The sequence below is a fragment of the Candidatus Poriferisodalis sp. genome (genome assembly GCF_965204125.1).
Lineage (GTDB): Bacteria > Actinomycetota > Acidimicrobiia > Acidimicrobiales > Poriferisodalaceae > Poriferisodalis.
This window is the reverse complement of record NZ_OZ241968.1, coordinates 2,247,581-2,274,097: the sequence shown is the minus strand read 5'-3', so window position 1 is coordinate 2,274,097 and position 26,517 is coordinate 2,247,581. Positions and strand designations below refer to the sequence as shown.

Below are 26,517 nucleotides of genomic sequence, written 5' to 3'. Positions count from 1 at the left end.
CGCGAGACGATGGATCGGCGGTGCTGGACGGGCCCTCGGACACGAACCGGCACGCTATCCACGAGGCGACCCGTCGTCACTGCAACGCGCATATCGCGCGAATTTCGGGTCATTATTCGCGCGTACCGCGTAAGAAATCGCGCGCACCGCGCGAATATCCACCTGTAGCGCGCGAGCGTTCGCTAGGGTCCCGCCATGGCTACGGACACCTCGGCGTCGTCATCGGAAACTGCAGCGGAAACCACTGCACCCAAACGCAAGCGGTGGAGGAGCAGGGCGGTGTCACGGACCGTGGACGCTGGCAATTCGGCATACTGCGCCGTCTGCGATGAGCTCATCAAGTTCCGGGCTCGTATCCGTGCAGAGCAGATCATCTGCAACGTGTACGTGAAGAACCGTTGGGATCGTGTCGAGCACTACCACCCGGAGTGCTACGAGCAAGCCGGCTCCCCCTACGGCGAACCCAAGGGCTAAGCGGGGCGCACCCTGCCGCCCGCGCGGCGGGCGCCGCTAGAGCACCTGGCTCAAGAACAGCTTCGTGCGCTCTTCTGCGGGCTCAGTGAAGAAGTGGTGAGGCGTGCCGACTTCAACGATCTCGCCTTCCTCCATGAAGATGATGCGGTCTGCCACCTCGCGTGCGAAGCCCATCTCGTGCGTCACGACCATCATGGTCATGCCCGAGCGCGCCAGCTCCTCCATCACGTCGAGCACTTCCTTGATCATCTCGGGGTCAAGCGCCGAGGTGGGCTCGTCGAACAGCATGACGCGCGGTTCCATCGCCAGCGCCCGCGCGATCGCCACACGCTGCTGCTGACCGCCTGAGAGCTGGCCGGGGAACTTCTGCGCCTGCTCGGGAATGCCCACGCGCTCCAGCAGCGACTCGGCCAGTTCCTCCGCCTCGGGCCGCGACTTGCGGCGCACCCAGATCGGGGCCAGCGTGATGTTGTCCATCACGGTCAGGTGCGGGAACAGGTTGAACTGCTGGAAGACCATGCCCACTTCGGAGCGGATCTTCTCGATGTTGCGCAGGTCGTTGGTGAGCTCGATGCCGTCCACGATGATCTGACCGTTCTGGTGAGCCTCCAGCCGGTTGATGCATCTGATCCACGTGCTCTTGCCCGACCCGGACGGCCCCAGCACGACGACGATCTCCTGCTCCTTGATCGTCGCGGTGATGCCGCTCAGGGCCTGGAAATCGCCGAACCACTTGTCGACGTCGCGGCACACGATCATGTCGTCGCGTGCCGCGAGCTCGTCGGACACCGCGATGGTGGCGTCACCGTGGGCCGGTTGCGTGCTCATGGTCGATTCCCCTTCTTCTGCGACACCGTTTTTCCGCTCTTGTTCGCTCCGCTCACGGGCCGCTCGGGCCACAGCTTCGCCTCCGGCCGTTCCCGCTCATCGCTGGCCCAATCCCACACGTTGCTCGAGCCGCTGGCTGTACTTCGACATTGCGAATGCCACAACCCAGTACACGACCGAGATGAACAGCAGCCCCTCGCGCCGGACCCCCAGGAACTGCGACTGGTTCGGCACCACCGAATTGGCCATCCGCAGGAAGTCGAACAACCCGATGATGGCAAGCAGCGAAGTCTCCTTGAACGTGGCGATCACCTGACCCACCAGCGGCGGGATGGACACCCGCAAAGACTGGGGCAGCACGATGAACCCAGTTCGCTGGGTGGTGGTCAGGCCGACGGCATCGGCCGCTTCGTACTGCCCGCGACGGATCGACTGCAGCCCGCCGCGCACGTTCTCGGCCAAGTACGCCGCCGAGAACAGCGTGTAGCCCAGGATCGCGGCGGCCAACTCGGCGATCTCCATGCCGTCGGGCAGGAACAGCGGCAGCACGCCGGAGAAGAACAGCAGCAGCGTGATGAGCGGCACGCCGCGGATCACCTCGATGTAGACCGTGGAGAGCACCCGGAAGATCGGCTGGCGCGAGGTCCGGGCCAGTGCCAGCAGCACCCCGATCGGGAACGACAGCATGATCGTCAGCACCGAGACGAGCAGCGTGACGCTGAACCCGCCGATGAACATGTCCGTCGGCGTCTCGATAGTCGACGGCGAGTTGATGACGGTGGCGCCGTAGAAGACCAGCAGCACCACGAACAGCCACCCCCCCACCAGCCTGCGCCGCTGAGCGGCCACGCCTGCGAAGTTCGGCGCCAGCAGCCCCGCCACGGCCAGCAGCAGGAAGCCGATGCGCGCAACCTGCAGCATCGAGTACCAGCCGAAGAACGCCGCCACCCAGTGAAATGCGGCCAGCAGCAGCAGGCCGATCGCCGCCAGGCGCCCGACCTCGCCGGCGTCGCTGCGCGTCAGCCACCACAGCACCGCCGAACCCGCCACGCCGAACGCCAGCCCCATCGGCAGCATCGTCGAGAACACATGGGCGTAGTCGATCTCGGGATCGCGCATGACGACCCAATAGAGGAAGAAGGGGCTCAGCACCCACGCCAGGTTGACGATCGCCCGGGTCTTCGTCAGGGCATCCCGAGGCAATTCCGGGGCTCCCTCGCCGCCAGCGCCCTCTTCGACGACCTCGACATCGTCACCGGCATCGGCAGTCGCTTGCGCCGAGGCGATGGCGCGGTTGCGTGCGACTCGGCCGATCCCGTAGCAGCCGATCAGCAACAGCCACATGACCGTCCACGGCACCCTCGTGCTCATTGCCACGAGCTGTCCGGGTTCGGCGATGAACTCGCCGTCGGCGAATGCGTAGTGCCCGTAGCGAATCACCCAGGCGGACGCCACCAGCAGCCCCGGCAATCCGAACACGAGCCAGGCAACGGGAATCTCCTTGGTGCGACGGGCCAAGTCATCGAAGCGCAGCCACAGCGCCAGGCCCAGCGCGAACAGCACGAGCGCGGCGGCCCACCACACCCATCGATCGGCCATCGCGGCAGCGAACGACTCGCGCACGAGCTCGCCGGCGTCGTCGCGCACCGTCTCCCCCGCTGCGTCGGTGAGCACGCTCGGCTCGCGTATCAGCACGCCGACGGCAACGAGGCCGCCCCCCGACATCAGCCAGCCCATCAATCGCTTCAGGGTGACGCCGCCCCAGCGGGCCCAGATGCCGGCACTCAGCCCCGCGAGCACCATGACCAGCCCGACCGTCACCCACACGCGGACGTACTGGTGCTCGGGATAGGCCTGCGTGAACATGAGTCGCAGGTTGGTGCGCACCGCAATCCACGAGCGCTCCTCGCTGAACATGAAGTTCAGCAAGCCGCGGTAGGCGAACAGCGCAACGAGGATCGCGAAGATGGTGAGAATCGAATTGCGAGCGTTGGGGAAGAGGTTCTCGCGGATCCAGCGGCCGGGCGGCAGGCTGGGCCGGTCGGGCGGGCTCGCCGCGGGGCCGACCGGCTCGGCCGCCAGAGCGGTCGATGCAGCGGGCAGCATCGGATCGGTCACGTCAGCGCTCCACGATCCGCAACCGGATATTGAAGAAGTTGACGACGGCAGAGATCGTCAGCGAGCAGGCCAGATAGAACAGCATCCACACCGCCATCACCTGCAGCGTCTTGCCGGTCTGGTTGTAGACGGTCTGGCCGATCTGAACGAGATCGCTGTAGCCCACGGCGATCGCCAGCGAGGTGTTCTTGGTGAGGTTCAGGTACTGGTTGCCCACCGGAGGCAGGATCACCCGCAGTGCCTGGGGCAGGATCACCCGCCGCAGCGCCGTGGAGCGCCGCAGTCCGACGGCCTGTGCCGCCTCGCTCTGGCCCTTGGGCACTGCCAGGATGCCGCCGCGCACGATCTCGGCGATGAACGCTGCGGTGTAGAACACCACGCCGAAGTAGACGGCGGCAAAACCGATGGGCAGGTTCAAGCCGGCAGGTCCGTAGTTGGGGAAGTTGCCTGGCTGCACGATGTCGGGCCGCATCGCGTCGATCGGCGGACCGGTGCGGCCGTTTCCGAACTTGTCGGCGAGCACGCCGAGGCCGTCGCTCGATGAGTTGACGACCCAGCTCGACAACCCGGGCCACAGCACCGCCACGAAGAGCACCACGATCGCCGCACCAGCGGCGGCGAAGATCATGCGGAACCAATCGTCGTCGGTGAGCCGCACGAGCCCTGCCGGGGTGCGGTGCTGAGCGAGGAAGCGGCGTATCCACCACACCGCCACGGCTGCGGCGGCCAGCGCGGCGACGATCTGCACAGCTCCCTGCGGGATCGAGCCGACCGCGTCGGACAGGCCGCCGAAGATGCCCCCCAGCCAGCCGAAGATGGGGTGCACCCACCACCCCACGATGGCGAAGACTGCCACGATGCCCGTCGCCCAGGCGCCGGCATTGGTCTGCATTCCGGTCTGCTCGCGTTTCGCCGCCAGCCGTTTGAAGACGACGCGCGCGATGACGCCGCCGATCAGCATGACGACCGCCCATTGGTAGAAGCCGTCGGCAACGAAGACGCGCGGGATCGACAGGCCCTTGTTGGACAGGTGAATCCAACCCGAGATCGGCCCCATGCCAAACGAGACATTCGGCAGCGACGCCAGCACTGCGGCATACACCAGGATCTGCACCAGCAGCGGGATGTTCCGCAGCGCTTCCACGTACACACCGGCCAGGCGCCGGAGCGGCCAGTTGGAGGACAGCCGGGCCAGACCCACCAGGACGCCGATGACCGAAGCAAGCGCGATGCCCGCGGCCGCCATCCGGATGGTGTTCACCATGCCCACCCAGAGCGCCCGGCCGCCCGAGTCGGGGTTGGTGTCGATCCCCCAGCCGACCTTGATGCCGATGTGGTCGGAGATGAAGTCGAAGTCGATGTTCGCGCCACGCGCCCGCAGGCTGTCCCCCGCCTCGGTGGCGAGGAACCACATCGCTGCCAAGACGAGAATGAGCGTGCCGACCTGCGCAATCCAGCGCACGACCGTCGCGTCCCGGTAGAACGGCGGACGGGTTCCCAGCGTGCTCAGGGAGGCGTCACGGTCCGGTGCTCGGGGGTCGCTCACCGCAGGTCACCCTACGCGACGAGGTCGCATGCATCGGGCTATTGCATCGAGACATGCAGTGGCTGGCGCGTTGAGACGTGCAGTGACCGCTTTCCCGCGCCAAGGCGCGCAACGGCCCCCGACCCGGGCGGGTCGGGGGCCGTGCTCGTTGCTGTGATCACTCGCCTGCCGGGCCGGGCTGCGCCCAGCCGGCAGGCATACGATCAGCGAGCAGGCGGTGCGTAGATGAGGCCGCCCGCTGTCCAGCGCGCGTTCGCCGAGCCGTCACGGCTCAGGCCAACGGGGCCGAGGTTGCGGGAGTAGATCTCGTCGTAGTTCCCGACCTGGCTGATCACGTTGTAGAACGCGTCGGCCGACAGGCCCATCTTGGTCTGCAGCTCGCCCTCGCCGCCGAGCATGCGAACCGACTCGGCATCGAGGTCGCCGCTGCCCATCATCGCGTCGATGTTCTCCGACGTGATGCCCTTCTCGTCAGCGATGATCGTGGCGTACACGGTCCAGTTCACAACGTCGCCGAAGGTCGACTGGTTCTGCGGGTAAACCGGCCCCAGCGGCTCCTTCGAGATCGGCGTCGGCGGGAAGATCACCCAGTTCTGGTCGCCCTCCTGCTTCACCTTGCGGCCGACGAGCGCAGAGCCATCGGTGGTCACCGCATCGCACGCACCCGAGATGAAGTTCTCGGTGACGATGTCGAAGTCCTCGAAGGTGGACAGCGTGATCTCAATGCCGGCTGCATTGGCAGCATCGGCGATGTTCTTCTCAGTGGTCGTGCCGGCGTTGGTGCACACCGTGGCGCCATCGAGATCCGACACTGTCGACGTGCCAGAGAAGCCGTCGTCAGCGCGGGCCATGATCTGCTGGCCGTCGTAGTAGGTGGTCGGCCCGAAGTCGAGCACCAAGTCGGTGTCTCGGCTCTGAGTCCAGGTGGTGTTGCGCACCAGCAAGTCGATGTCGCCGGCCTCCAGCGCCGTGAAGCGCTCGGCCGCCGTCAGCGGCACGAAGTTGACCGCTCCGGCATCGCCCAGGATCGCGGCGGCTACTGCACGGCAGTAGTCGGCATCGAAGCCGGTCGTGCTGCCATCAGGCTGCGTCTCCGAGAAGGCCACTGCCGAACCGCTGACGCCGCAGTTGAGGGTGCCGCGATCTTGGACGACCGCGAGCAGGTCGCCGGTGTCCTGCGTCATTGAGACTTCGGCTTCCGGTTCTTCGGCCGCTGCCTCTGCTTCGGTTGTCGCCGCCGGCTCGTCGCCGTCGACGTCCTGATCGTCGCCATCGTCAGAGCCGCATGCCGCGGCCACCAACGCGATCGCCATCAGCACGCCGCCGAGTCGCAACGCAGACCGCCGAGAAATCGGCGCGAATCGTCTATTCATAGAGAACATTCCCTCCATCGGTTGTCCATGACGCAGGCGCGCGATGTGCGCTGTTGCACGCCGCTGCACCTGACGATCCGCGAGGCTACCCGTACGGATTTGCCGCCCCGACACCCTGGGGCGAGCAATAACGGTTGTTATCGGCCGGCATACTGCCGCGAGTCGCTTCGAAGTCGCTGCCGGCGTGTTGCAAGCGCGTCCAGAGGGCACACTTGGCCGATGGCCCAACCCGACGACCACGCTCTTGCCGCGAGCGTGGCCACCGAGACAGGGGCCCTGCTGGTGGAGGTCCGCGATCGACTCTTCAGCTCGGGGGCCGGGACCTGGGAGGTCCGTGACACGGGCGATTCCGAGGCCCACCGGCACATCGTGAAGCGGCTGGCCGAGGCACGGCCCGACGACGCCATCCTGTCCGAGGAAGGGCGCGACGATCTCGCTCGCCTGTCTGCGGACCGCGTCTGGATCGTGGATCCCCTCGATGGAACGCGTGAGTATTCCGAACCCGGTCGCTCGGACTGGGCGGTGCATATCGCTCTGGTCGAGAACGGTGTGCCCACCGCCGGCGCCGTGGCGCTGCCGGCGGTCGGGCAGACACTGTGCACCGACCCCGAGCCGCTGCTGCCAGCTCCGCACAACGGGCAGCCCCGCCTCGTCGTCAGCAGGTCGCGCCCACCGGCGGCGGCGGTCATCATTGCTCAGGCGCTCGACGCTGAGCTGATGACGCTCGGCTCCGCGGGAGCCAAGGCCATGGCCGTGGTGCTCGGCATGGCTGACATCTACGCCCATTCGGGAGGCCAATTCGAGTGGGACAACTGCGCACCCGTCGCAGTGGCACGCGCGGCGGGCCTGCACGCCAGCCGTTGCGACGGATCGGAACTCGAATACAACTTCGCCGACCCGTGGCTGCCCGACCTGCTGATCTGCCGCCCCGAACTCGCCGCGGATGCCCTCGAGGCGCTGCGGCAGGTGATCGAAGGCGAGGCTTGAGAGCAGCCGAGAGGGACACATGGAGCTGAAGGCAACGAAGTACTCCGTCGAGGGTCCGGTCGCGACGCTGACGCTGTCACGCCCGCACCGCCGCAACGCCTGGACCGGTCGGATGCATACCGAGCTGCGCTGGGTGCTGGAGCAAGCGGAGCAGGATGCGGGGGTCCGGGTGGTGGTGATCACCGGCGAGGGACGCGACTTCTGTGTGGGCGCCGACACTCAGGCCCTGGAGGGTCACGGCGAGAAGGGCGGCTACGACCCCGGCACATCGGCCGACTTGGCCATGCCGGGCTATGGCGTGGCACCCGAGTTCGACCAGAACTTCGCGTTCATGATGGCGCTGGAGACGGTGACGATCGCGGCGGTGAATGGCGCAGCGGCGGGCGCTGGGCTGGTTCTGGCCTGTTATTGCGACCTGCGGTTCGCTGCGCCGGATGCCAAGCTCACGGCCGCCCACGGGCCGCTGGGGCTGCCCGCAGAGTTCGGACTCTCATGGGTGCTCCCCCGTCTCGTCGGCATCACGCGGTCCAACGACCTGCTGCTGTCGAGCCGCAAGTTCCTCGCCGCCGACACCGAGGGCTGGGGCCTGTTCAACGAGATCGTCGAGGCATCGGAGCTCATGGATCACGTGTACGAGTACGCGTACGACATGGCCGCCCGCGTCGCGCCCAGCTCGCTGGCTACGACGAAGCGGCAGATCTACCTGGACCAGCACCGGGACGTGGGCACTGCGGTCTCCGAATCGGATCGGCTGCTCAACGAGATGATCCCCAGCCCGGACTACCTCGAAGGTGTGCGGGCACTGACCGAGCGGCGTCTGCCCGACTGGCCTGAACGCTGAGCGACTACAGGTCCAGCGCAGTGACGTCGCGCGTCACAGCTCGAGCACTGTGATCATGCCCGAGTCGCCGTTCACTTCGATGAGCGCGCCATCGGGGATGCGTCCTGTCGCCCCGGTTGCCGAGATGACACACGGCAGTCCGAGCTCGCGGCTCACGATCACCGAATGGCTGAGTGCCGCGCCGACGTCCACGACCACCGCGCTCGCGCTGACGAACAGCGGCGTCCACGACGGATCGGTGAGCGGTGCCACGAGCACATCGCCGGGCGACAGGGTGGTCGGGTCGCTGCTGTCGAGCACGACTCGGGCCCGCCCACGGGCGATGCCAGGGCAGCCTGGCAAGCCGGCGAGCGTCTCGCCCGCCGAGAGCTGCGGCAGTTCAGATTCACCTCGGCGAGGCCACTCTGACATCGGCGGCGGGTCGCCGACGATGACGAACGGCTCCTGACGCGACGCGGCGTCGTCCCACTGGGCCTGACGCTCGGCAATCACCTCTGCCCAACCGGTCGGGTCGTCGAGCATCTCGTGGATTTCGGACAGTCGCAGCATGCCGAACTCGGTCTGCCCGCTGAACTGGCCCCGCTCGACGAGCCGCTCACCCAGCACCCGCGAGGCGATGCGGCACTCGTTCACGAAGCGCACGCAGTTGGTCTTGGTGCGCTCGCGCCCCGGCAGGTACACGGCTGCAGCACCGAGTGCCAGGTTGAACTGCATCTGGGTGTCGGGGTCGGCCTCGAGCAACGCGGAAATCTCTGCAGTCAGCGCCTCTCGCTGGGCGGCCAATTCTGCCCGGCGCCGTGCCGGCTCGGCATCGGCGGGTGCCAGGCGCATGCGGTCGATAGCCGCCAGCGCGATGTCGGGGTCGGTCTCCCACGTCGGGCAGCTCATCTCCCATTCGTTCGGCCCCCGCGAGCCGAACTCGTACACGAAGGAGGCGAAGGCCTCGTTGAACGCCGCTGCGTCGCCTGAAGGTTCCCCAGCACCGGCCGCAGCCAGGCGGTCGGCCAAGCCCACCGGTCCCTCGTCGAACAGCGCACCCAGCGCGCTCGACGCGGCGACCCGCCGCCCGAGCTCCCACATCGCGTCGGAGGGCGCGGCGGAGGCCACGTCGCCGAAGCCGGCCACCAGCTTGAGCGTGTCCTCGGGCCGGCCCAGCGCCGTGCACACCTGCTCGATCGCGCCCAGCGGCACCGCCGCCAGGAACGACACCTTCAGGTGGCGCGCGAACAGCAGCCGGAATCCGGCCCCGTCGCCGTAGCCCGACTGGAGGAAATCGTCGATCCAATCGATGATCTCGTGATCGCCCATCTGGGTGAAGTCGGGCCGCTGTGCACGCAGCTCGGCGATGTTCTGCTCGTCTTCGTGCACCTCCGGCAACGCCGGCGCCGCGAACAGCATGAGGAAGGTCTCGCCGATGCGCTGCTCCGCCGCGGGGCTGGCGTCGTCGGGATGCGGTTCGTACGGCGGGATGCCCGGCTGCTCGCCGAAGAAGGTCCGGTCGACGGTGTCGACGTCGATGCCGGGGGCGCGGGCGCCGAACACGCGACCGACGGCGGCGTTGAGATAGGTGTAGCCGCCGAAGACACCCAAGAAGACGCAGTTGTCGGGATCGAACTCGTCGTAGTCGAACGCGCCCATCTCCACATACGCATCGCGGAATCCCCACTCGGATATGCGAATGCCGTCGTCGTTCTGGAACGCGAAGTCGAAGGTGCTCATCCTCACCGGATCCGGGAACACCTCGCCCACGTTGGCGCGCGTCCAGATGGGGTAGCGCTCCGAAGGCTTGGTGCCGACGAAGTAGCCGCCGCTCCGGTCTGTCAGATCCGCCATGTTCCCTCCCGACGGTGCTGAACGTGAAAGCACAGCGGGCCGGGCAGCCGCCTCCCCCTCATGGCGGCTGCCCGGCCAGGCCGTGATGTGATGCTAGACCGTCACGCACGCGTTCCGACCCGACATGGAGCAGCCGATGCCGGTGACCATCGAGCACTATCGAGATCTCGGCGAGTTCGACTATGGCGCCTGCGACCAGGTGTCGCCGATGATCCGCCGTGTCATCTGCAAGAACCCGACGCCGTTCACCTATCGCGGCACCGGCACCTACATCGTCGGGCGCGGCGAGGTTGCAGTGATCGACGCCGGGCCGCCGCTCGCGAGCCATCTCGACGATGTCCTCGCGGCACTCGAGCCTGGCGAGACGGTCGGTGCTGCTCTCGTGACGCACACCCACAGCGATCACTCGCCCCTCACGGGCGACCTGGTCGCGGCCACCGGCGCGCTCAGCTACGGCTACGGCCCGCACGCCAGTGTGTGGAAGCTCGATCCCGACGATCGTGTCGACTTCTCCGGCTACATCAGCGCCGAGGAGCAGGAGAAGTACCAGGCCGAGTTCGACGAGCTGCCCGAGGAACTGAAGCGGGAAGGTGCCGACACCGAGTTCGTCCCCGATGTCGCGCTGGTCGACGGCGACATCGTCGCCGGTGACGGCTGGACGCTGCGCGCGGTGCACACGCCGGGTCACTGCTCGAACCACCTGTGCTACGAGCTGCTGGAGGAAAACTCGCTGTTCTCGGGCGACCACGTCATGGGCTGGGCAACGAGTGTCGTGGGTCCTCCCGACGGCTCGATGCAGGACTACCTCGACTCGCTGGCGAAGCTGCTCGAATTCGACCATGAGCGGTACTGGCCGACCCACGGCCCCCCGATTCCCGAGCCCACGGCATACGTGCGCTCGTTCATCGCGCACCGCAGCGACCGCGAGCAGCAGATCATCGAGCACCTCCGGCCGGGACCGTGCCGCATAGCGGATTTCGTTCCGAAGATGTATGAGGCCTACGACAAGCGGCTGTGGTACCCGGCGGCAAGCTCGGTCTACGCGCACATGCTCCATCTCGTCGAGAGCGGCCGCGCCCGGGTGCTCGATGCCGACGGGCCCGACGGGGGCGAGCCCAAGCTCACGTCGGTCTACGAGCTGACAGCAGCCGCCTAGCGACGTGCGGCTGGTCATCGCTCGCTGCACGGTCGACTACTCGGGACGGCTCGACGCGCACCTGCCCGAGGCCGTCCGACTCATCATGGTGAAGGCCGACGGATGCGTGGCAATACATGCCGACGGCGGTGCCTACAAGCCGCTGAACTGGATGAATGCGCCCAACCGGCTCGTCTGCGAGCCCGATCTGTGGCGCGTCACGAACGACAAGGGCGAGCGTCTCGAGATCCGCATCGCCGAGGTGATCAGCGACACCGCCCATGACATGGGCATCGATCCCGGCCTCGAGCGGGACGGCGTCGAAGCCCACCTGCAAGAACTGGTGGCCGCGCATCCCGAGACGCTGGCCGACGGCGCGGAGCTGGTGCGGCGCGAGTACCCGACCGACATCGGTCCCGTCGATCTGCTGTGCCGCGACAGCGACGGCTCGACGCTGGCAGTGGAGATCAAGCGGCGGGGCGAGATCGACGGCGTCGAGCAGCTGTGCCGCTATCTCGAGTACCTGAACAGGGATGCCCGCTTGGCGCCCGTGAGCGGTGTCTTCGCTGCGCAGGAGATCAAGCCCCAGGCGCGGGTGCTCGCGGCCGACCGGGGCATCCGCTGTGTCGTGCTCGACTACGACGAGCTACGCGGCATCACCAGCGACGCTCTCAAGCTGTTCTAGATCGCCCTCTGGGTCAGGCGTAGGTGCACAGGCCGTTGTCGATGACCACGCGCTGCTCGTCGGTGCCCTTCTGGGCCACCGTGCGGTAGATCGCTCGGCCCTCGCCGTCGTCCCACACCTGGATGGTGAGTTCGTCACCGGGAAATACCGGTGCAGAGAACCGGGAATCCATCGACCGGAAGCGGGCGGGGTCGCCCTCGCACAGGGTGTGCAGCAGCGCCCTGCCGGTGAAGCCATAGGTGCACAGGCCGTGCAGGATCGGCTTGGGGAAGCCTGCGAACTCGGTCGCGAACCACGGGTCGCTGTGCAGCGGGTTGTAGTCGCCGCTCAGCCGGTAGGTGAGGGCCTGATCGGGGCGGGTCTGGTACGAGATCTCGTAGTCGGGGTCGCGGTCGGGCGCGCTGACCAGCGGCGCAGTGCTGCCCGCCTCGCCCCCGAAACCGCCTGAGCCACGGATCACCACCGAGCTTCGAAGCTCGAAGATGACGTCGCCAGAATCAGGATCGACCGCGCTGGCCTCGGTGTCGATGATGGCGTTGCGGCCCTCGCCCTTGTCCCACATACCAGCGATGCGATCGGTGATCTCGACGGATCCCTCGGTCGGGATCGGCTGGTGCACGGTGATCCCTTGACTGCCGTGCAGCAGCTTGCCCCAGTCGAGATCACCGGCGTTGGCCATGGCACCGCCAGCACCGAATCCGATGACGACGCCTTGGGTCGGGAACGCTTGGTGGGCGATGTTCTTGGAGTTATGGGTGGTGAACTCCAGCTCGGATCCGAACGGATCCTCCGCGCCGGCGCCGATGCCGACGGCGTAGAGCAGCGAATCGCGGAAAGTCCACGACCGCTTGGTCGGTGTGCCGGTGGCGCCGACTGCTTCCGGATTGAGTCCCATGATTGATGGCCTCTCTTGTTCTTGTGGTGTGCGGGTTCTTGGAGCGTACGGTTCAGTCGGCGACGCCACCGTCGGCCGGCGCGCCGCTCATGCCGCTGTTGAGACGGGCGTCTCGCACGAGCTGTCGGGCTGCATCGCCGATCTTCGTCGGGTCGTCGATGGCGTCGATGGTCGGGCCGCGCTCCCAGCCCTCGGCAATCGCCAGCATGCGTCCCGATGCCTCGAAGACACGGCCGGATACGCCGGCTGCTTCTTCCGAGCACAGCCAGGCGACAATCGGCGCGATATAGCGGGGGTGCATCATGGCCTGGTCTTCCTCGGAGGCTTCGCCCATGCCCAGGTCCTCGGTCATGCGCGTGAGCGCCCCCGGCGCCACTGCGTTGACCCGCACGCCATAGCGCGCCAGTTCACGCGCCGCGATGATGGTGAACGCCGCGATACCCATCTTGGCGGCGCCGTAGTTGGTCTGGCCCGGATTGCCGTAGATGCCTGACACCGATGTCGTGTTCACGATGGACGCGTTGACCTGCTCGCCGGCCTTCGACTTCTCCCGCCAGTAGGAACTGGCCCAGCGCGCCGGGGCGAATGTCCCCTTGAGGTGAACCTTGATCACCGCATCCCATTCGGCCTCGGTCATGTTCACCAGCATCCGGTCGCGCAGGATGCCGGCGTTGTTCACGACGCCATGCAGGTCGCCGAAGGTCTCGATGGCCTGATTCACGAGTCGCTGGGCGCCTTCCCAGTCGGAGACATCGTCGCCGTTCGCCACCGCCTCGCCGCCCATCGCCGCGATCTCGTTGACGACGTCGTCGGCGGGACCGGTGTCGGCACCGGTGCCGTCGCGCGCACCGCCCAAGTCGTTGCAGACCACTTTCGCGCCATGCTCAGCGAGCATCAGGCAGTGCTCACGCCCGATGCCCCGGGCACCTCCAGTCACGATGACGACCCGACCTTCGCACAGCTTGCTCATGATGTTGTGAATCCCTTCCCACCTGCCGACGACGGGCCTCACTCGGCGCCGCCGGGCAGCCTCGTATGCGGTGATGACGGCTCGGAGTATCGCACGCTCGACGCGCCGCCCGCAGCCCCCAAGTGACCCGTACGATCAACCCTCGTGCACTGGCCGACGTGGGCCCCTCGCTGGTCGATCATCACGGCGGCCGCCATCCTCGCCGCGTCCATCGGCGGGACGGCTGTGCTGGCGATCCGGAACTCGGATGATGCTCCCCCTCCGACTGCTCCGACGACGTCAGCCGCGCCTGCGACTACTCGTGCGCCAATCGTCGTTCCCACGACCGCTCCAGGCACGCCGACCCAAGTGAGCCCCGACACCGTGCACTTGCGGATTGCCGCGCTCGCAGCGGAGCTGGCGGCCACGCCCGTCGTCGTGCGCACCGACGCCGGTGAGCAGACGTTCACGGTGGCAGACCTCGGCATTGCGCTGGAGCGAGACGCCACGTTCGGGGCCGTTCGGGAGCTGCGAGCAGGCGATGCCGAAGCAACTGGCGGAGACACCGAGTCGTGGGTGGCGTGGTCCACCGACCCCCAGTTCACCGAGCGCCGGTACCTCGTCGATCGGTCGATGGCCCGAGCCGTGCTGGCCAACGCCACTGACCTCGGTGTCACGGCGACTCCCCCATCGGTGGTCGTCGTCAATGACACGCTGGCGGTCGACCTCGGCCTGCCCGGGCAGATCGTCGACGCAGATGCCATCGTCGACCAGGTGCTCGAGGGCATCGCACGCTCGTTCACCCGCATCGAGATCGCCGCAGAACTGACGCAGAGCGAACCGATCGCGTACACGCCCGAATTGCAGCAGGCCGTCAATACGGCACATCAGAACTACGGGCGCAGCCTTCTCGTGGCCTACGGCGAAGCAGCCCACGATCTCACCGTCGAAACGATCGCCGGCTGGCTCCGGCTCGACCCGGGGGCAACACCCCCGGAGATCGCTTTCGATCACGCGCAGGTCGGGCCGTACCTCGAGGAAGCATTTGCCGCGGCATCGGCACCCTTCACCACCGGCGCGATGGCCGTTGTCAGCGGCGTACCGACGGTGGTAGCGAGCGATGGCAGCGTCGCTTGCTGTGCGGAGGATGTGAGCGCCCTGATCGAAGAAGCGCTGCTGGCGCGCATCGAAGGACCACTGGCGCTGCCGTCGCGCCCGGCGGTGAGCCGGGAGGAGCAGGCACACCTGGAAGCGCTGGGCATCGTCGAGCTCGTCGGCACCTTCACCACGAAGCACGCGTGCTGCCAGGGACGCGTCGAGAACATCCACCGTTTCGCGGAATTGATGCGCGGCGCGGTGGTTGAGCCAGGTGAGAGCCTCTCGCTGAACGGCCATGTCGGCCGGCGAACCGAAGAAAAGGGCTTCGTGGAGGGCGGCTTCATCGAGAAGGGCGTGCTGGTCGACGACATCGGCGGCGGGGTGTCGCAGTTCGCCACCACCATCTTCAATGCGTTGATCCGGGCCGGTATGACCATCGACGAGTACCAGACGCACTCGCTGTACCTCAGCCGGTACCCGTTCGGGTTGGATCCCACCATCTCGTACCCGAATCCCGATCTGAAGTTCACCAATCCCACGCCGTACGGCCTGCTCATCTGGCCGACATACACCGACACATCGATAACTGTCGAGCTGTACTCCACGCGCAATGTGCAGGTGACCATCGGCGAGCCCGAGGAGGAAATGCAGGAATTCTGCCGGCGGGTCCGGACGGAGCGGATACGGGTGTTCTCGGATGGCACCGTCGACACGGACACGTTCCATGCCCGCTACCGGCCCGAAGAAGGACGCGACTGCGACGGCGCGCGTTCGGTGCCGCGGCAATGCGTGGATCCGCTGCTCGCACCCTCGGAGGCACCGGGCGGCGGCCAAGCGGCCGACGGCGAGGCGCCAGAGGATGATTCCGGCACTGCCGAGGCCGAGGGGGCTGAGCCAGAGTTGGTCGATGACGGCAGCGAGCGTGCTGACGGGTCGATCGTAGAGTGCCCACCGCTCGAATGCGTTGAACAGCCCGGCGAGCGCGACTCGGAACTGCCGCGCTATCCCGACGATCCCTGTCTCGGTGTCGATCTGAGCACGCTGAGGGCCGACGAGGGAACGGAATCCGGCGAAGGCGACCCAGCCGGTGGCGAGGGCGATTCAACCGAGCCTGATGACACCGGCGAGACCGGCAGCACCGGCACCGAAGGCGACGATGCCGAGGACGGGCAGTCCGACACGGGCGATGGGGTCACCGAAACCGGCGAGCCCCAGAGGTCATGAGCGGGTGACCATCGTCGATGTCCTGATCGTCGGTGCCGGCCCGGCGGGCGCATCCGCAGCCGTGTGGGCACGCCGCGCGGGACTCGGGGTCATGCTCGTCGATCGAGCGGCGCCAGGACGTGACAAGTGCTGCGGCGATGGCCTCACAGCGCTCGCGCTGCGCGAGCTCGAGTCACTCGGCCTGCAGCCGGAGCGGATGAACTCGTGGATGCCGGTGGCAGCTGCGTGCGTGCGCACGCCGCGCGGGCGCGTCATGAGGCTGCCCCTCCCCGAAGGGCGCGGGCAGTTTGCGAGCGTGTGCCGGCGCGCCGAGCTGGATGCGGAGCTCGTCGACCTCGCAGTGTCAGCGCAGGCCGACGTGCGTCTCGGCATCGCATTCGACAGCTTCGAGGACCCCGGCGAGCGAGCGAGCTCGGCTTCCGTCCGGCTCAGCGACGGCAGCGTCGTGCAGGCCCGATTCGTGGTGGCTGCCGATGGCGTCTATTCCGCCGTGCGCAAAGCGCTCGGCATAGGCCCACATCGCTACCGCGGCGATTGGCATGCGTTTCGCGGCTACCTGCGCGCGAGCGGCCCTGCTGCCCGCGACATGTGGGTCTGGTTCGAGCCCGACCTGCTGCCGGGCTACGCCTGGTCGTTCCCCTTGGGGGACGGGCGAGTCAATGTCGGCTTCGGAGTGCCACGAGACCGCCGCGGCCACGACTCCGCTGGCGACGCTGGCAAGCTCGACGGCAGCGAGATCGCTTCGGTCTGGGCGAGCCTCACCGAGCGTCGTCACATCGCGAGCGTGCTCGGCCCTCACCAACCCGACGGCCCGACGCGGGCGTGGCCGATAGCGGCGCGGCTGGGAGAGCTGGAGCTGGCCCGAGGCCGCACGCTGCTGTGCGGCGACGCCGCTGCGGCCGCAGACCCGCTCACCGGCGAAGGAATCGGCCAGGCTCTGCAGATGGGGCGGATGGCGGCGGCGGCGATCGCGCGCGGCGGCCCCCCGCACAGCGTGACGGCTCGCTACGTGCGCGAGGCGCGAGGCGAGTTCACGCTCGACCACCGGCTGGCGCGCGGCCTCAGCCGCGTCCTGGCGCACAATCGTCTGGCCGAATTCTCGCTGCGAGCGGTCGACTGGTCCGGTTGGACACGCCGGCAATTCGCCCGTTGGATGTTCGAGGACTACCCACGAGCCGCCGTTGCGACACCTCGTCGCTGGCACCGAGGCATGACGACAGCACAGGGCGCATACGACCCGGTTGCGGTCGGTGCCATAAGTTCGCCAAGCTAAGCGGGTGACGGACGCCGCTGCATTCGACAGAAGGCTCGAGCCGGGCATCGATGACCGGCATTGCAGGTTCACTCGCGAGCAGTGGGCGAAGCTGCGAGATGCCACGCCGCTGTCGTTGACGGAAGCCGAACTCGAGGCGCTGGCGGGTCTCGTGGAGCCTGTGACGCTCGACATGGTGCGCGACATCTACCTGCCCCTGTCGCGCCTGTTGAACCTGCGTGTGGCGACCAAACGCCAACTGCGCGCCGCCACCGAGGGCTTCTTCGGCAGGGTGCTGCCGCCGCGCCCGTACCTGATCGGCATCGGCGGAAGCGTCTCGGCCGGCAAGAGCACCACGGCACGCATCCTGCGAGCTGTCTTGGCTTCGTGGCCGGATCACCCGGAAGTGGATCTGGTCACGACGGACGGTTTCCTGCTGCCGAATGCCGAGCTCACCGCGCGCGGCATCCTCGGGCGCAAGGGCTTTCCCGAGTCCTACCGCCGCGGCGAGCTGCGCGACTTCCTCCAGCGGATCTCGAGCGGCGAACCCGATGTCGCTGCGCCCGTCTACTCGCACAGCCTGTACGACGTGACCGACGAGGTGCAGCTCATCAACCAGCCCGACATCCTCATCGTCGAGGGTCTGAATGTGCTGCAGACCGGACCACCGTCAAGCACGCCCTTCGTGTCGGACTTCTTCGACTTCACGATCTATGTCGACGCCGAAGCTGAAGATCTTGAGGAGTGGTACGTCGAGCGCTTCCAGCAACTGCGCAAGACGGTGTTCCGCGAGCAGACCGCCTATTTCGCTCAGTTTGCCGATCTGCCTCCTTCTGCCGCCGACGCGGTCGCGCGCACGATCTGGCGCTCGATCAACCTCGTCAACCTGCAGGAGAACATCCTGCCGACACGGGCTCGAGCCGACTTGGTGCTCGCGAAAGGGCACGATCACGTCGTTGACCACGTCGAGCTCCGGTACCACTGAGCCGCAACGGATGCTCGACTCGTGACGAATTCCTCGCCGGACCCTGGGCTGGCTGCGGGCCGGATGCCGGGCTGCACCTTCTGTTCGATCGTGGCAGGTGACATCCCGGCACTGCGCATCTACGAAGACGATCACGCCGTGGCGTTCATGGATCGCCTGCCCATGACCGTCGGTCACTGTCTGGTCATTCCCCGCAGGCACGTGACCGACATCTGGGAACTCACCGATGACGATGCGGCTCACGTGATGCAGGCGGCGCGCCGGGTGGCGAGCCTGGTGCGCGAGCGGTTGAAGCCGGCAGGCGTGAACTTGCTCAACAACAACGGCGCCGCTGCCGACCAGACGCAGTTTCACTTCCACATCCACGTGATCCCGCGCTATGGGCGGGACCGGCTGCTGCACCCCTGGGAACGGATCTTCGCGCCCGCAGGCGAGATCGAATCTGCGTACCGGTTGCTCAGCGCGCCCAGCTCGCAGGCCCCGGCGGCTGCCACCCCGAACAACTAGCTTCGGGCGCCATGAACGACCGCTACGCCCCCTTCTCCGCGCTCCAGATCATCGGTCCCGACGACGACGGCGTGCTCGAGATCGTGATCGATACGCCAGGTCGGCTGAATTCGGTGGATGCGCCCAAGCACCTGGCGCTGGCCGATGTCTGGCGGGCAGTAGACGACGATCCTGACACCCGGGTGGCCGTCATCCGGGGCGCCAACGGCACCTTCTCCGCCGGCGGCGACCTGGACATGATCCAGGAGATCATGGACGACTTCGAGACGCGCCAGCGGGCACTGCGCGAGGCGCGAGACATCGTCTACAACATGATCAACTGCTCCAAGATCATCGTGTCGGCCATCGAGGGCGTTGCCGTCGGGGCCGGTCTGGCGGCGGCGCTGATGGCCGACATCTCCATCGCTGGGCGCAGCGCGCGGATCGTGGACGGGCACACCAAGCTCGGCGTGGCCGCCGGCGATCACGCCGCGATCGTGTGGCCGATCCTGTGCGGCATGGCCAAGTCGAAGTACTACCTGTTGACCTGCGACACGATCACGGGAGAAGAGGCCGACGACATGGGCCTCGTCAGCAAGGTGGTCGACGACGATGCCGTGCTCGATGAGGCATTCGCCGTCGCCCGCAGGCTGGCGGCGGGGAGCCAGAGCGCCATCCGCTGGACCAAGTACAGCCTCAACAACTGGATGCGGATGGCGGGGCCCATCTTCGACACCTCGGCAGCGCTCGAGATGCTGGGCTTCACCGGCGCGGACGTGCGGGAAGGTCACGCTGCCATCGTCGAGAAGCGCCGCCCGAATTTCGCCTGACCCGGGCAGAGAATCGAAGAGACGAAGACATGACGAAGCTGGATCCCCCTGACGAAGACCATCTCACCGCGCATGAGCGGGCTGCGCCGATGGCTGCCCAGAACTCAGGCCCGCTCCAAGGTGTTCGCATCATCGACTGCACCCACGCGCTGGCCGGGCCGTGGTCGACGATGATGCTGGCCGACCTGGGCGCCGACGTCATCAAAGTGGAGCCACCGCGGGGTGAGCTCGCACGCAAGATGCCGCCGTTCACCCGCGAGGACACCGAACGGAATTTCGGCGCCGGGTTCGCCAACTACAACCGCAACAAGCGAGGCATAGCCCTCGATCTCACCGATGACGACCAGCGGGAGCAGTTCCTGCAGCTCGTCGACACCGCGGACGCACTCGTCGAGAACATGCGGGCGGGCGTGATGGATGCGCTCGGAGTGGGCTGGGAGGTGCTCCACGAGCGCAATCCCAAGCTCGTCTATGGCGCCATCCGCGGCTTCGGCGATCCGCGCTCGGGAGAGAGCCCGTACGTGGACTGGCCGGCGTACGACGTGGTGGCCCAGGCCATGTCCGGCATGGTTTCGGCCACTGGCACCGGACCCGACGACCGTCACGTCGTCGGCCCCTACATCGGCGACACGTACCCAGGCACGATCGGGGCCATGGGCGTGCTGGCGGCGCTCTTCCATGCACAGCGGACGGGGGAGGGCCAGTTCGTGGACGTGTCGATGGTCGACGCCGTGATGGCGCTCAGCGAAGTCGGGGTCACCCGCTACAGCGTGATGGGCCAGCCCGATACGCCCCCGAGCGGCAACAAGAACCAGTACATCGTGCCGTTCGACATCTTCGACACCGTCGACGGGGCCATCGCCATCGGCGCTCCCACCGACAACCACTGGCGCGAGCTGGCGGTTGCGATGGGTCGACCCGAGTGGGCCTGGGCAGAAGAGACCCGCACCTTGCGGGCGCGGTACCACCATCGCGACGAGATCATCGCGGCATTGACCGAGTGGGCTGCGACGCTCACCAACGCGGAGGTCATCGCTGCCATTGGGGGCAAGGTGCCCTGCGGGCCGGTGAACCACCCCGGCGACCTGTTCACCGATCCCCATGTCGCGGCCCGCGACATGCTGGTGGCGGTCGAACAGCCCGTGGGTCGGCCGATCGTCCAGATCGCGCCGCCGATTCGCATGAGCGCCACGCCGCCGGGCATCTACCGCCGCGCTCCCAAGCTCGGTGAGCACAATGACGAAGTGCTCGGCGATCTCGGCGAGCACCATGACGAAGTGCTCGGCGAACTCGGCGACGACTGACCGTGCCCGCTGGCAAGGCGGCACGATCACAGAGCACCCCTGACCCACGGGTAGCGTGACGACGATGGGCAGGCGCAAGCGTCGAGTGCCAGCAGCGCGCACGAGGCCTACTGGCTTCGAGCCAGTGATTGCTGGCTTGGTCTCGCCCCGCCGGGCGGTGCCCGCGCACATCGAATTGCCGCCCTACGCGCTCAGCGGTAAGTCTTCACCGGCGCCGAGCGGCGTGGAGCCCTCCGACAGCTCCACGATCGACGCCATGCGGTCGGCAGGTTCGGCGGCACGGCGCGTGCTGAGGGCCGTGGCAGCAGAGATCGCACTAGGCGTCACCACTGATCATCTCGACGAGGTCTGCCACGAGGCGTGCATCGCCGAAGGCGGCTACCCGAGCCCGCTCAACTACAACGGCTTCCCGAAGTCGCTGTGCACTTCGGCCAACGAGATCATCTGCCACGGCATCCCCGATGACCGGCGGCTGCGCGACGGCGACATCGTGAACTGCGATGTGACGATTTTCGTCGGCGGCGTGCACGGCGACCACTCCGAGACGTTCTTGGTGGGCGACGTCGACGAGGCCTCGCGGCGGCTCGTCGAGGTCACCCGCGAATCCATGTACCACGGCATCGCTGCGGTACGGCCAGGAGCCCAGGTGTGCGACATCGGGCGCGCCATCCAAGCTCGGGCAGAGTCCGAGGGGTACGGCGTCGTGCGCGAGTTCGTCGGTCACGGCATCGGGCAGATCTTCCACCGGCTGCCCAACATCCCGCATTACTTCGACCCCTCTGCGCGAACCGAGCTGGTCGAAGGCATGACCTTCACCGTGGAGCCGATGATCACGGCGGGCACACCACGCGCCCAGCTCTGGCCTGACGGCTGGACTGCCATGACGGCCGATCGCAGCCGCACCGCGCAGTTCGAACACACCGTGCTGGTCACCGCTGACGGCGCCGAACTGCTGACCGTGACCGACGACGAACCACAGCCGTTTCTCTCCGCCAGCGCCGCGAGCCGGCTCGATCTCGACGCCTTGCCCCGGCAGCTCCCCACAGCGGCCGTTCGAACCGGCTGAGCCATGCCTCGACCACGTGGGGCAGATGCCGCATGCGCTGGCCGGCTCGCTGCCGCACTGGTGGCCGTGGCTGCGATAGGCGGCGCCTGCGCCTCCGAGCCGGAGGCAGAGCCGATCCCGACGACCCTTCCCGTGCTCACGACGCTGCGCCCGCAGCTCACCACCACAACTATCGCCGCGCCGCCCCCGCAGCGCCGCATCTACGTGGTGCAGCCGGGAGACACCCTCAGCAAGATCGCCAACGGATTCGGCGTCTCCGTCCAGGCGCTCATGGAAGAGAACGGCAAGGAAGACACGCTGCTCCGCATCGGGGAGCAGCTCGTCATCCCGCCGACCGTGGTCGGCGCCAACAGCTCACAGTGACGAAGGCCAGTGACTGCTCCTGCTCACGGCGCCGGCGAGCAATGAGCGTGGCAATCGCTGTCGCTGCTTCGGGCATGGCAATCGGGTGCACCCTGCTGCCGGGCGAGTCTCGCACCCAGACCTCCGCCACGACGGTTCCTGCGCCCACGGTGGCACCGGCCACCACGACCGAACCCCCGGTGCTGACGCCGTACACGGTGGTGCGCGGCGACACGCTGATCCAGATCGCCGACCGGTACGGCATTCACCTGAACGACCTGGTGCGGGTCAACAACATCGCCGACCCCACCAAGATCTTCGTCGGCCAGATTCTTCTGATCCCGCCTCCGCCCGACCCCGATGCCGGGCCCGCGCTCACCATCCCTCCCGCCACCGACCCTGTCCTCCCGCCGCTGCTGCCAACCACGACTGCGCCACCGATCACGCTTGCGGGAACCGGATGATGTCTGCATCGCCGCTGGGTGACCCTGAGCCGGCCGAGCCGCACGATCCGCTGTCGGCGGCTGCGCAGCAGATCGCTCGCTTTGATCGTGCCGTCGACAGGTGGTGGGAATTCCTGCGAGGCCGCAAGCTGATGGATCGGGTGATGTACGGGGCCTCAGACGTCGGCGAGTTCAGCCAGATCTGGCACGTGCTGGGTGCCATTCGAGCCCTGGGGCCACGCCGGGAAGCCTCCGACGCATTGCGCTTCAGCGCTCTCATGGCGCTCGAGTCGCTGGTCGTAAATCAGGGTGTCAAGCGGTTGTTCGCACGGCGCAGGCCCGGCACGGCCGCAGAGAACCCGACCCGCCACCGGCTCCGCCAGCCGATCACGTCCAGCTTTCCTTCCGGCCACGCCTCGGCGGCATTCTGTGCTGCGGTCGTGCTGTCGCGCGGGTCGCGACTGGGGCCCATCTACCGGCTGGTAGCAGCCATCGTGGCGGTGTCACGCATCCACGTGCGCCTGCATCACGCAAGCGATGTCATTGCAGGCGCCGCCGTCGGCGAGGCAATCGGGCGCTTGGCGTCGCGGCTGATGCGGCGCTGAGCCGAGCTCAGGCGCGGTGCCGGCGCCGGAGACTCAGGCTCGGGCGACGTCCTGATCGGCCTTGGTGATCGTGGGCAGCTCTGTGGCTTCGTCGCTCCGGCGCAGCAGTGTCCGCACGTCGAGCAGCACATCGGTGACCTCGACCGACGAGACCAGTTCGCGGCTGAAGAAGTCGCCCAGCGCACTGTCGATGACCTCGAGTGCGTCGGAAATGATCCGGGGCTCAGCTGTCCGAGTCGGTTCCGTTGTCTCGGTCATCTCTGTTCCCTCCCCGCTCCCGACGTCTGTGCAGACGGCGTTGCTGGCTGTGAACCTCACCCTATCTCGCACCCGACGCCGGCCACCGTCAGTTCACCGATACGTCACATCAAAGGCTGCGCCACAAGCTGAACCTTCTTGCTGTCGCGCCTGTCGTTCCCCGCTCTTGTTCGCTGTCGCTCACGGGCCGCTCGGGCCACGGCTTCGCCTATCGGCTCAGCCTCTGACTGCCCGCAAACGTCTCCGGCTGCACCGGCGGACGGCGCGGTCGGCGGGTACGGTGCGCCGCCATGAGCGCGAATGGACGACTTCCCTATGGCGTGACCTTCGGCAGCCTGGGGGTGCTGGGACCGGCCGCTGTCACCGACATCGCCTGCGCGGCCGAGTCGCAGGGCTACTCGTCGATCTGGACGGTCGAGGCGACGGGGACCGACGCGTTCTCGCTCCTGGGTGCCGTCGCCCATGCTGCGCCCGGCCTCGATCTGGCCACCGGCATCATTCCCATCCAGCTGCGTGCCCCCACGCTGGTGGCCATGACGGCCGCCACCCTGCAGTCGCTCAGCGACGACCGGGACGTGCTGGTGGGACTCGGCGTATCGGCACCCGGCATCCTCCGCCAGCACGGCGAACCGCCGCCAGAGCGCCCCATTGCGATGATGCGCGAGTACGTGGCGCTGCTGCGCGAGTGCCTGAGCGGCGAATCGGTGACCTTCGAGGGCGACTTCTGGCAGGTGCGCCGGTTCCGTCTCGCGATGCGGCTGGGCGAGCGCCGACCGAAGATCGTGCTCGCAGCACTCAACCCGCAGATGCTGCGGTTGGCGGGCGAGGTGGCCGACGGCGTCCTGCTCAACTACCTGCCCGCCTCGCACGTCCCGAGCGTGGTGGCCGAGGTCCGCAAGGGCGGCGACGCGCGGATCATCTGCTATGTCCATGCCGCCGCCGGCGAGCTGGAACGCTCGGCCCGCTCGGCGCAGCGCGACTTGCTCAACTACACCATGGCCGACGGCTACGCCAACGCCTTCCGGGCCGCGGGCTTCGGCGACGAGGTGGACGAAGCCCGCGCCCGCCAGTCCGAGCGGGATCGGGACGGCGCGCTCGCTGCCATCTCCAATGAGATGATCCAGGCGATCGACTTCATCGGCACGCCCGCCGAGATCGGCGAGTTCACACGGGCGTACGTGGACGCGGGCGTGGAGTACCCGGTGCTGATGCCGTTGCCCTGGGGTGACGACCGGCGCGCCGTGACCGACGAGACGATGGCGGCGTTCGCCGACGCCTTCGCTTGATTCGGCGGCACGCCTAGGGCGCAGCTCAGTCGGCGGTGGCGACGCCCACCGGGCAGGTCTGGCCGGTGCTGCCCAGACCGCAGTAGCCCCACGGGATCTTGTGCAGGTACTGCTGGTGGTAGTCCTCGGCGTAGTAGAAGGGCCCGGCCAGGCAGATCTCGGTGGTGATGCGGCCGAGGCCGGCGCCGTCGAGCACGCCTTGGAACATGTCGCGGGAGGCCTCCGCGGCTGCCAGGTCGGCTTCGTCGAACACGTAGATGCCCGACCGGTACTGCGTGCCGATGTCATTGCCCTGCCGCATGCCCTGGGTGGGGTCGTGCCCCTCCCAGAAGGCCTTCAGCATGGCGTCGAAGCTCGTGACCGCTGGATCGAAAACCACAAGGGCCACTTCATTGTGCCCGGTCAGCCCCGAGCACACCTCTTCGTAGCTGGGGTTCGGCGTGTGGCCGCCCGCGTAGCCCACCGCCGTCGTGTACACGCCGGGCAGCTGCCAGAAGATGCGCTCCACTCCCCAGAAACAGCCCATGCCGACCACGACGTGCTTGAAGCCGTCGGGGAACGGCGGTGTCATCGACGTTCCGAGCACGACGTGCGCCGGAGCGACCGGCATCGTCTGGCTGCGACCGGGCAGCGCAGCGTCGGCGTCCGGAATCTCCAGCTTCCTCGACCACAACGCCACGGTGTTTCCTCCTGCTGTGCCACAAACGCTAGCGACGTAATGTCAGTGCAATGAGCGAGTCGCTGATTCCGGCCGAGACGCTAGGGCGCGTGGGCGAGGTGCTGTCGGGACCGGTCACCACCGTCATCGACCGTCGCGAGGCGCAGCGGTACGCATACGCCGTCGGCGACGAGAACCCCATCTATTTCGATGAGGTCGCAGCACAGGCGGCCGGGTACCGGACGCTGGTGGCACCGCCCACCTACGTCACCCATGCAGTGGTGCAGCCGAGAACGGCATCCGACCTGCGCACCGACGGCCTCTACCGCGAGGGCACTCGGATCCGGCTGCGGGTCGATCGGGTGATGTTCGGCGGCGAGGAATGGGACTTTCTCGAACCCGTCTGCGTCGGCGACGAGATCACGGCCACCGTCCGGCTTGCCGCAGTCGACCAGAAGGAGGGCCGCAAGGGACCCTTCGTCCGGCAGGTGCGCGAGACCACCTTCGTCAACCAATTCGGCGACGAGGTCGCCCGTTCCCGCATGATCGGCATCGCACGATGAGCACAGACACCGACACAGCCGCCGCAGCGCCGGACCTCGAGACGCTCGAGGCCGGCCAGGAACTGCCGACCATGCACAAGTTCCCCGACGAGGCGCAGCTTTTCCTCTACAGCGCGGCCAGCCACAACCCGCACCGGATCCACTACGACCGCGAATACGCCCGCTTCGAGGGGCACGACGACATCATCGTGCACGGTCCGCTGCAGGGTGCATGGCTCACGCAGTTCGTGACGGACTGGGCGGGACCGGCCGCTCGGCTGCTGGGCGTCACATGGCAGAACCGCGCCAGCGGCCTTCCGGGCGAGGAGCTGGTGTTCTCGGGCACGGTGACATCCGTCGACGCCGAGACGGGGGTCGTCGAGCTGGAGATCGCCGAGCACACCTCCGACGGGAGGCTGCTCATGCCGGCGACAGCTAGGGTCCGCCTGCCCACGACGTAGGAGAGGGTTCACG

The 26,517-nt window shown here is 67.5% G+C and carries 27 protein-coding genes; 18 read left to right on the top strand and 9 right to left on the bottom strand.

What is annotated here, in order from left to right:
• Positions 1 to 279 precede the first annotated feature (279 nt).
• Entirely contained in the window at positions 280 to 474 is a 195-nt protein-coding gene (locus ACOGXD_RS10625; RefSeq protein ID WP_419914933.1) for a hypothetical protein, read from the top strand.
• Between the two features lie 36 nt (positions 475 to 510).
• Here ACOGXD_RS10625 and ACOGXD_RS10620 read toward each other — a convergent pair whose 3' ends face one another.
• From ACOGXD_RS10620 to ACOGXD_RS10605, 4 genes are all read right to left on the bottom strand, one after another.
• The gene (locus ACOGXD_RS10620; protein ID WP_419856407.1) at positions 511 to 1,233 is read right to left on the bottom strand and encodes an amino acid ABC transporter ATP-binding protein; all 723 of its coding nucleotides are present in this window, start codon (positions 1,231 to 1,233) and stop codon (positions 511 to 513) included.
• A gap of 165 nt (positions 1,234 to 1,398) precedes the next feature.
• Complete coding sequence (locus tag ACOGXD_RS10615) at positions 1,399 to 3,420, bottom strand: ABC transporter permease subunit (RefSeq protein ID WP_419914931.1); 2,022 nt, start codon at positions 3,418 to 3,420, stop codon at positions 1,399 to 1,401.
• Position 3,421: 1 nt separating this feature from the next.
• The gene (locus tag ACOGXD_RS10610; protein WP_419914929.1) at positions 3,422 to 4,966 is read right to left on the bottom strand and encodes an amino acid ABC transporter permease; all 1,545 of its coding nucleotides are present in this window, start codon (positions 4,964 to 4,966) and stop codon (positions 3,422 to 3,424) included.
• A gap of 203 nt (positions 4,967 to 5,169) precedes the next feature.
• Positions 5,170 to 6,279, bottom strand: a complete 1,110-nt coding sequence (locus ACOGXD_RS10605; protein WP_419914927.1) for an amino acid ABC transporter substrate-binding protein — start codon at positions 6,277 to 6,279, stop codon at positions 5,170 to 5,172.
• 279 nt (positions 6,280 to 6,558) lie between these two features.
• Between ACOGXD_RS10605 and ACOGXD_RS10600 the strand changes: the two genes are divergently transcribed.
• The gene (locus tag ACOGXD_RS10600) at positions 6,559 to 7,326 is read left to right on the top strand and encodes a 3'(2'),5'-bisphosphate nucleotidase CysQ (protein WP_419914925.1); all 768 of its coding nucleotides are present in this window, start codon (positions 6,559 to 6,561) and stop codon (positions 7,324 to 7,326) included.
• A gap of 19 nt (positions 7,327 to 7,345) precedes the next feature.
• Positions 7,346 to 8,167: an enoyl-CoA hydratase-related protein gene (locus ACOGXD_RS10595; protein ID WP_419914923.1), complete on the top strand. Its 822-nt coding sequence runs from the start codon at positions 7,346 to 7,348 to the stop codon at positions 8,165 to 8,167.
• A gap of 33 nt (positions 8,168 to 8,200) precedes the next feature.
• On the opposite strand, the gene ACOGXD_RS10590 is transcribed toward ACOGXD_RS10595, so the two are convergent.
• The gene (locus ACOGXD_RS10590) at positions 8,201 to 10,000 is read right to left on the bottom strand and encodes a PEP-utilizing enzyme (protein ID WP_419914921.1); all 1,800 of its coding nucleotides are present in this window, start codon (positions 9,998 to 10,000) and stop codon (positions 8,201 to 8,203) included.
• Between the two features lie 136 nt (positions 10,001 to 10,136).
• Between ACOGXD_RS10590 and ACOGXD_RS10585 the strand changes: the two genes are divergently transcribed.
• A complete protein-coding gene (locus ACOGXD_RS10585) occupies positions 10,137 to 11,156 on the top strand; it encodes an MBL fold metallo-hydrolase (RefSeq protein WP_419914919.1) in 1,020 nt (339 codons plus the stop codon).
• 4 nt (positions 11,157 to 11,160) lie between these two features.
• A complete protein-coding gene (nucS, locus tag ACOGXD_RS10580; protein WP_419914917.1) occupies positions 11,161 to 11,820 on the top strand; it encodes an endonuclease NucS in 660 nt (219 codons plus the stop codon).
• A 13-nt stretch (positions 11,821 to 11,833) separates the two neighbouring features.
• Here the strand turns inward: nucS and ACOGXD_RS10575 are convergent, their stop codons facing one another.
• Positions 11,834 to 12,715, bottom strand: coding sequence for a MaoC/PaaZ C-terminal domain-containing protein (locus ACOGXD_RS10575; protein WP_419914915.1), 882 nt, complete (start codon positions 12,713 to 12,715; stop codon positions 11,834 to 11,836).
• A gap of 52 nt (positions 12,716 to 12,767) precedes the next feature.
• On the bottom strand, positions 12,768 to 13,685 hold the full coding sequence (locus ACOGXD_RS10570) for an SDR family oxidoreductase (RefSeq protein ID WP_419914913.1): 918 nt from the start codon (positions 13,683 to 13,685) through the stop codon (positions 12,768 to 12,770).
• Between the two features lie 144 nt (positions 13,686 to 13,829).
• Here ACOGXD_RS10570 and ACOGXD_RS10565 point away from each other — a divergent pair, with 144 nt between their 5' ends.
• From ACOGXD_RS10565 to ACOGXD_RS10520, 10 genes are all read left to right on the top strand, one after another.
• Positions 13,830 to 15,986, top strand: a complete 2,157-nt coding sequence (locus ACOGXD_RS10565; RefSeq protein ID WP_419914911.1) for a VanW family protein — start codon at positions 13,830 to 13,832, stop codon at positions 15,984 to 15,986.
• A gap of 4 nt (positions 15,987 to 15,990) precedes the next feature.
• Positions 15,991 to 17,259, top strand: a complete 1,269-nt coding sequence (locus ACOGXD_RS10560; RefSeq protein ID WP_419914909.1) for an NAD(P)/FAD-dependent oxidoreductase — start codon at positions 15,991 to 15,993, stop codon at positions 17,257 to 17,259.
• 4 nt (positions 17,260 to 17,263) lie between these two features.
• On the top strand, positions 17,264 to 18,223 hold the full coding sequence (gene coaA, locus ACOGXD_RS10555; RefSeq protein WP_419914907.1) for a type I pantothenate kinase: 960 nt from the start codon (positions 17,264 to 17,266) through the stop codon (positions 18,221 to 18,223).
• Positions 18,224 to 18,244: 21 nt separating this feature from the next.
• A complete protein-coding gene (locus ACOGXD_RS10550; RefSeq protein ID WP_419914905.1) occupies positions 18,245 to 18,730 on the top strand; it encodes an HIT family protein in 486 nt (161 codons plus the stop codon).
• An 11-nt stretch (positions 18,731 to 18,741) separates the two neighbouring features.
• On the top strand, positions 18,742 to 19,539 hold the full coding sequence (locus ACOGXD_RS10545; RefSeq protein ID WP_419914903.1) for an enoyl-CoA hydratase/isomerase family protein: 798 nt from the start codon (positions 18,742 to 18,744) through the stop codon (positions 19,537 to 19,539).
• Between the two features lie 29 nt (positions 19,540 to 19,568).
• Positions 19,569 to 20,843, top strand: a complete 1,275-nt coding sequence (locus ACOGXD_RS10540; RefSeq protein WP_419914901.1) for a CaiB/BaiF CoA transferase family protein — start codon at positions 19,569 to 19,571, stop codon at positions 20,841 to 20,843.
• Positions 20,844 to 20,907: 64 nt separating this feature from the next.
• On the top strand, positions 20,908 to 21,909 hold the full coding sequence (gene map, locus ACOGXD_RS10535; RefSeq protein WP_419914899.1) for a type I methionyl aminopeptidase: 1,002 nt from the start codon (positions 20,908 to 20,910) through the stop codon (positions 21,907 to 21,909).
• A gap of 3 nt (positions 21,910 to 21,912) precedes the next feature.
• Positions 21,913 to 22,272, top strand: coding sequence for a LysM peptidoglycan-binding domain-containing protein (locus tag ACOGXD_RS10530; RefSeq protein WP_419914897.1), 360 nt, complete (start codon positions 21,913 to 21,915; stop codon positions 22,270 to 22,272).
• Positions 22,273 to 22,319: 47 nt separating this feature from the next.
• The gene (locus tag ACOGXD_RS10525) at positions 22,320 to 22,715 is read left to right on the top strand and encodes a LysM peptidoglycan-binding domain-containing protein (protein WP_419914895.1); all 396 of its coding nucleotides are present in this window, start codon (positions 22,320 to 22,322) and stop codon (positions 22,713 to 22,715) included.
• Complete coding sequence (locus tag ACOGXD_RS10520) at positions 22,712 to 23,299, top strand: phosphatase PAP2 family protein (protein WP_419914893.1); 588 nt, start codon at positions 22,712 to 22,714, stop codon at positions 23,297 to 23,299. The genes ACOGXD_RS10525 and ACOGXD_RS10520 overlap by 4 nt, the downstream gene beginning before the upstream one ends.
• 33 nt (positions 23,300 to 23,332) lie before the next feature.
• On the opposite strand, the gene ACOGXD_RS10515 is transcribed toward ACOGXD_RS10520, so the two are convergent.
• Complete coding sequence (locus tag ACOGXD_RS10515; RefSeq protein ID WP_419914891.1) at positions 23,333 to 23,557, bottom strand: hypothetical protein; 225 nt, start codon at positions 23,555 to 23,557, stop codon at positions 23,333 to 23,335.
• A 290-nt stretch (positions 23,558 to 23,847) separates the two neighbouring features.
• Between ACOGXD_RS10515 and ACOGXD_RS10510 the strand changes: the two genes are divergently transcribed.
• The gene (locus ACOGXD_RS10510) at positions 23,848 to 24,843 is read left to right on the top strand and encodes an LLM class F420-dependent oxidoreductase (protein ID WP_419914889.1); all 996 of its coding nucleotides are present in this window, start codon (positions 23,848 to 23,850) and stop codon (positions 24,841 to 24,843) included.
• Between the two features lie 25 nt (positions 24,844 to 24,868).
• On the opposite strand, the gene msrA is transcribed toward ACOGXD_RS10510, so the two are convergent.
• A complete protein-coding gene (gene msrA, locus ACOGXD_RS10505; protein ID WP_419914887.1) occupies positions 24,869 to 25,522 on the bottom strand; it encodes a peptide-methionine (S)-S-oxide reductase MsrA in 654 nt (217 codons plus the stop codon).
• Positions 25,523 to 25,572: 50 nt separating this feature from the next.
• On the opposite strand from msrA, the gene ACOGXD_RS10500 reads away from it, so the two are divergent.
• On the top strand, positions 25,573 to 26,064 hold the full coding sequence (locus tag ACOGXD_RS10500; protein ID WP_419914885.1) for an FAS1-like dehydratase domain-containing protein: 492 nt from the start codon (positions 25,573 to 25,575) through the stop codon (positions 26,062 to 26,064).
• A complete protein-coding gene (locus tag ACOGXD_RS10495) occupies positions 26,061 to 26,504 on the top strand; it encodes a MaoC/PaaZ C-terminal domain-containing protein (protein ID WP_419914883.1) in 444 nt (147 codons plus the stop codon). The genes ACOGXD_RS10500 and ACOGXD_RS10495 overlap by 4 nt, the downstream gene beginning before the upstream one ends.
• Positions 26,505 to 26,517 lie beyond the last annotated feature (13 nt).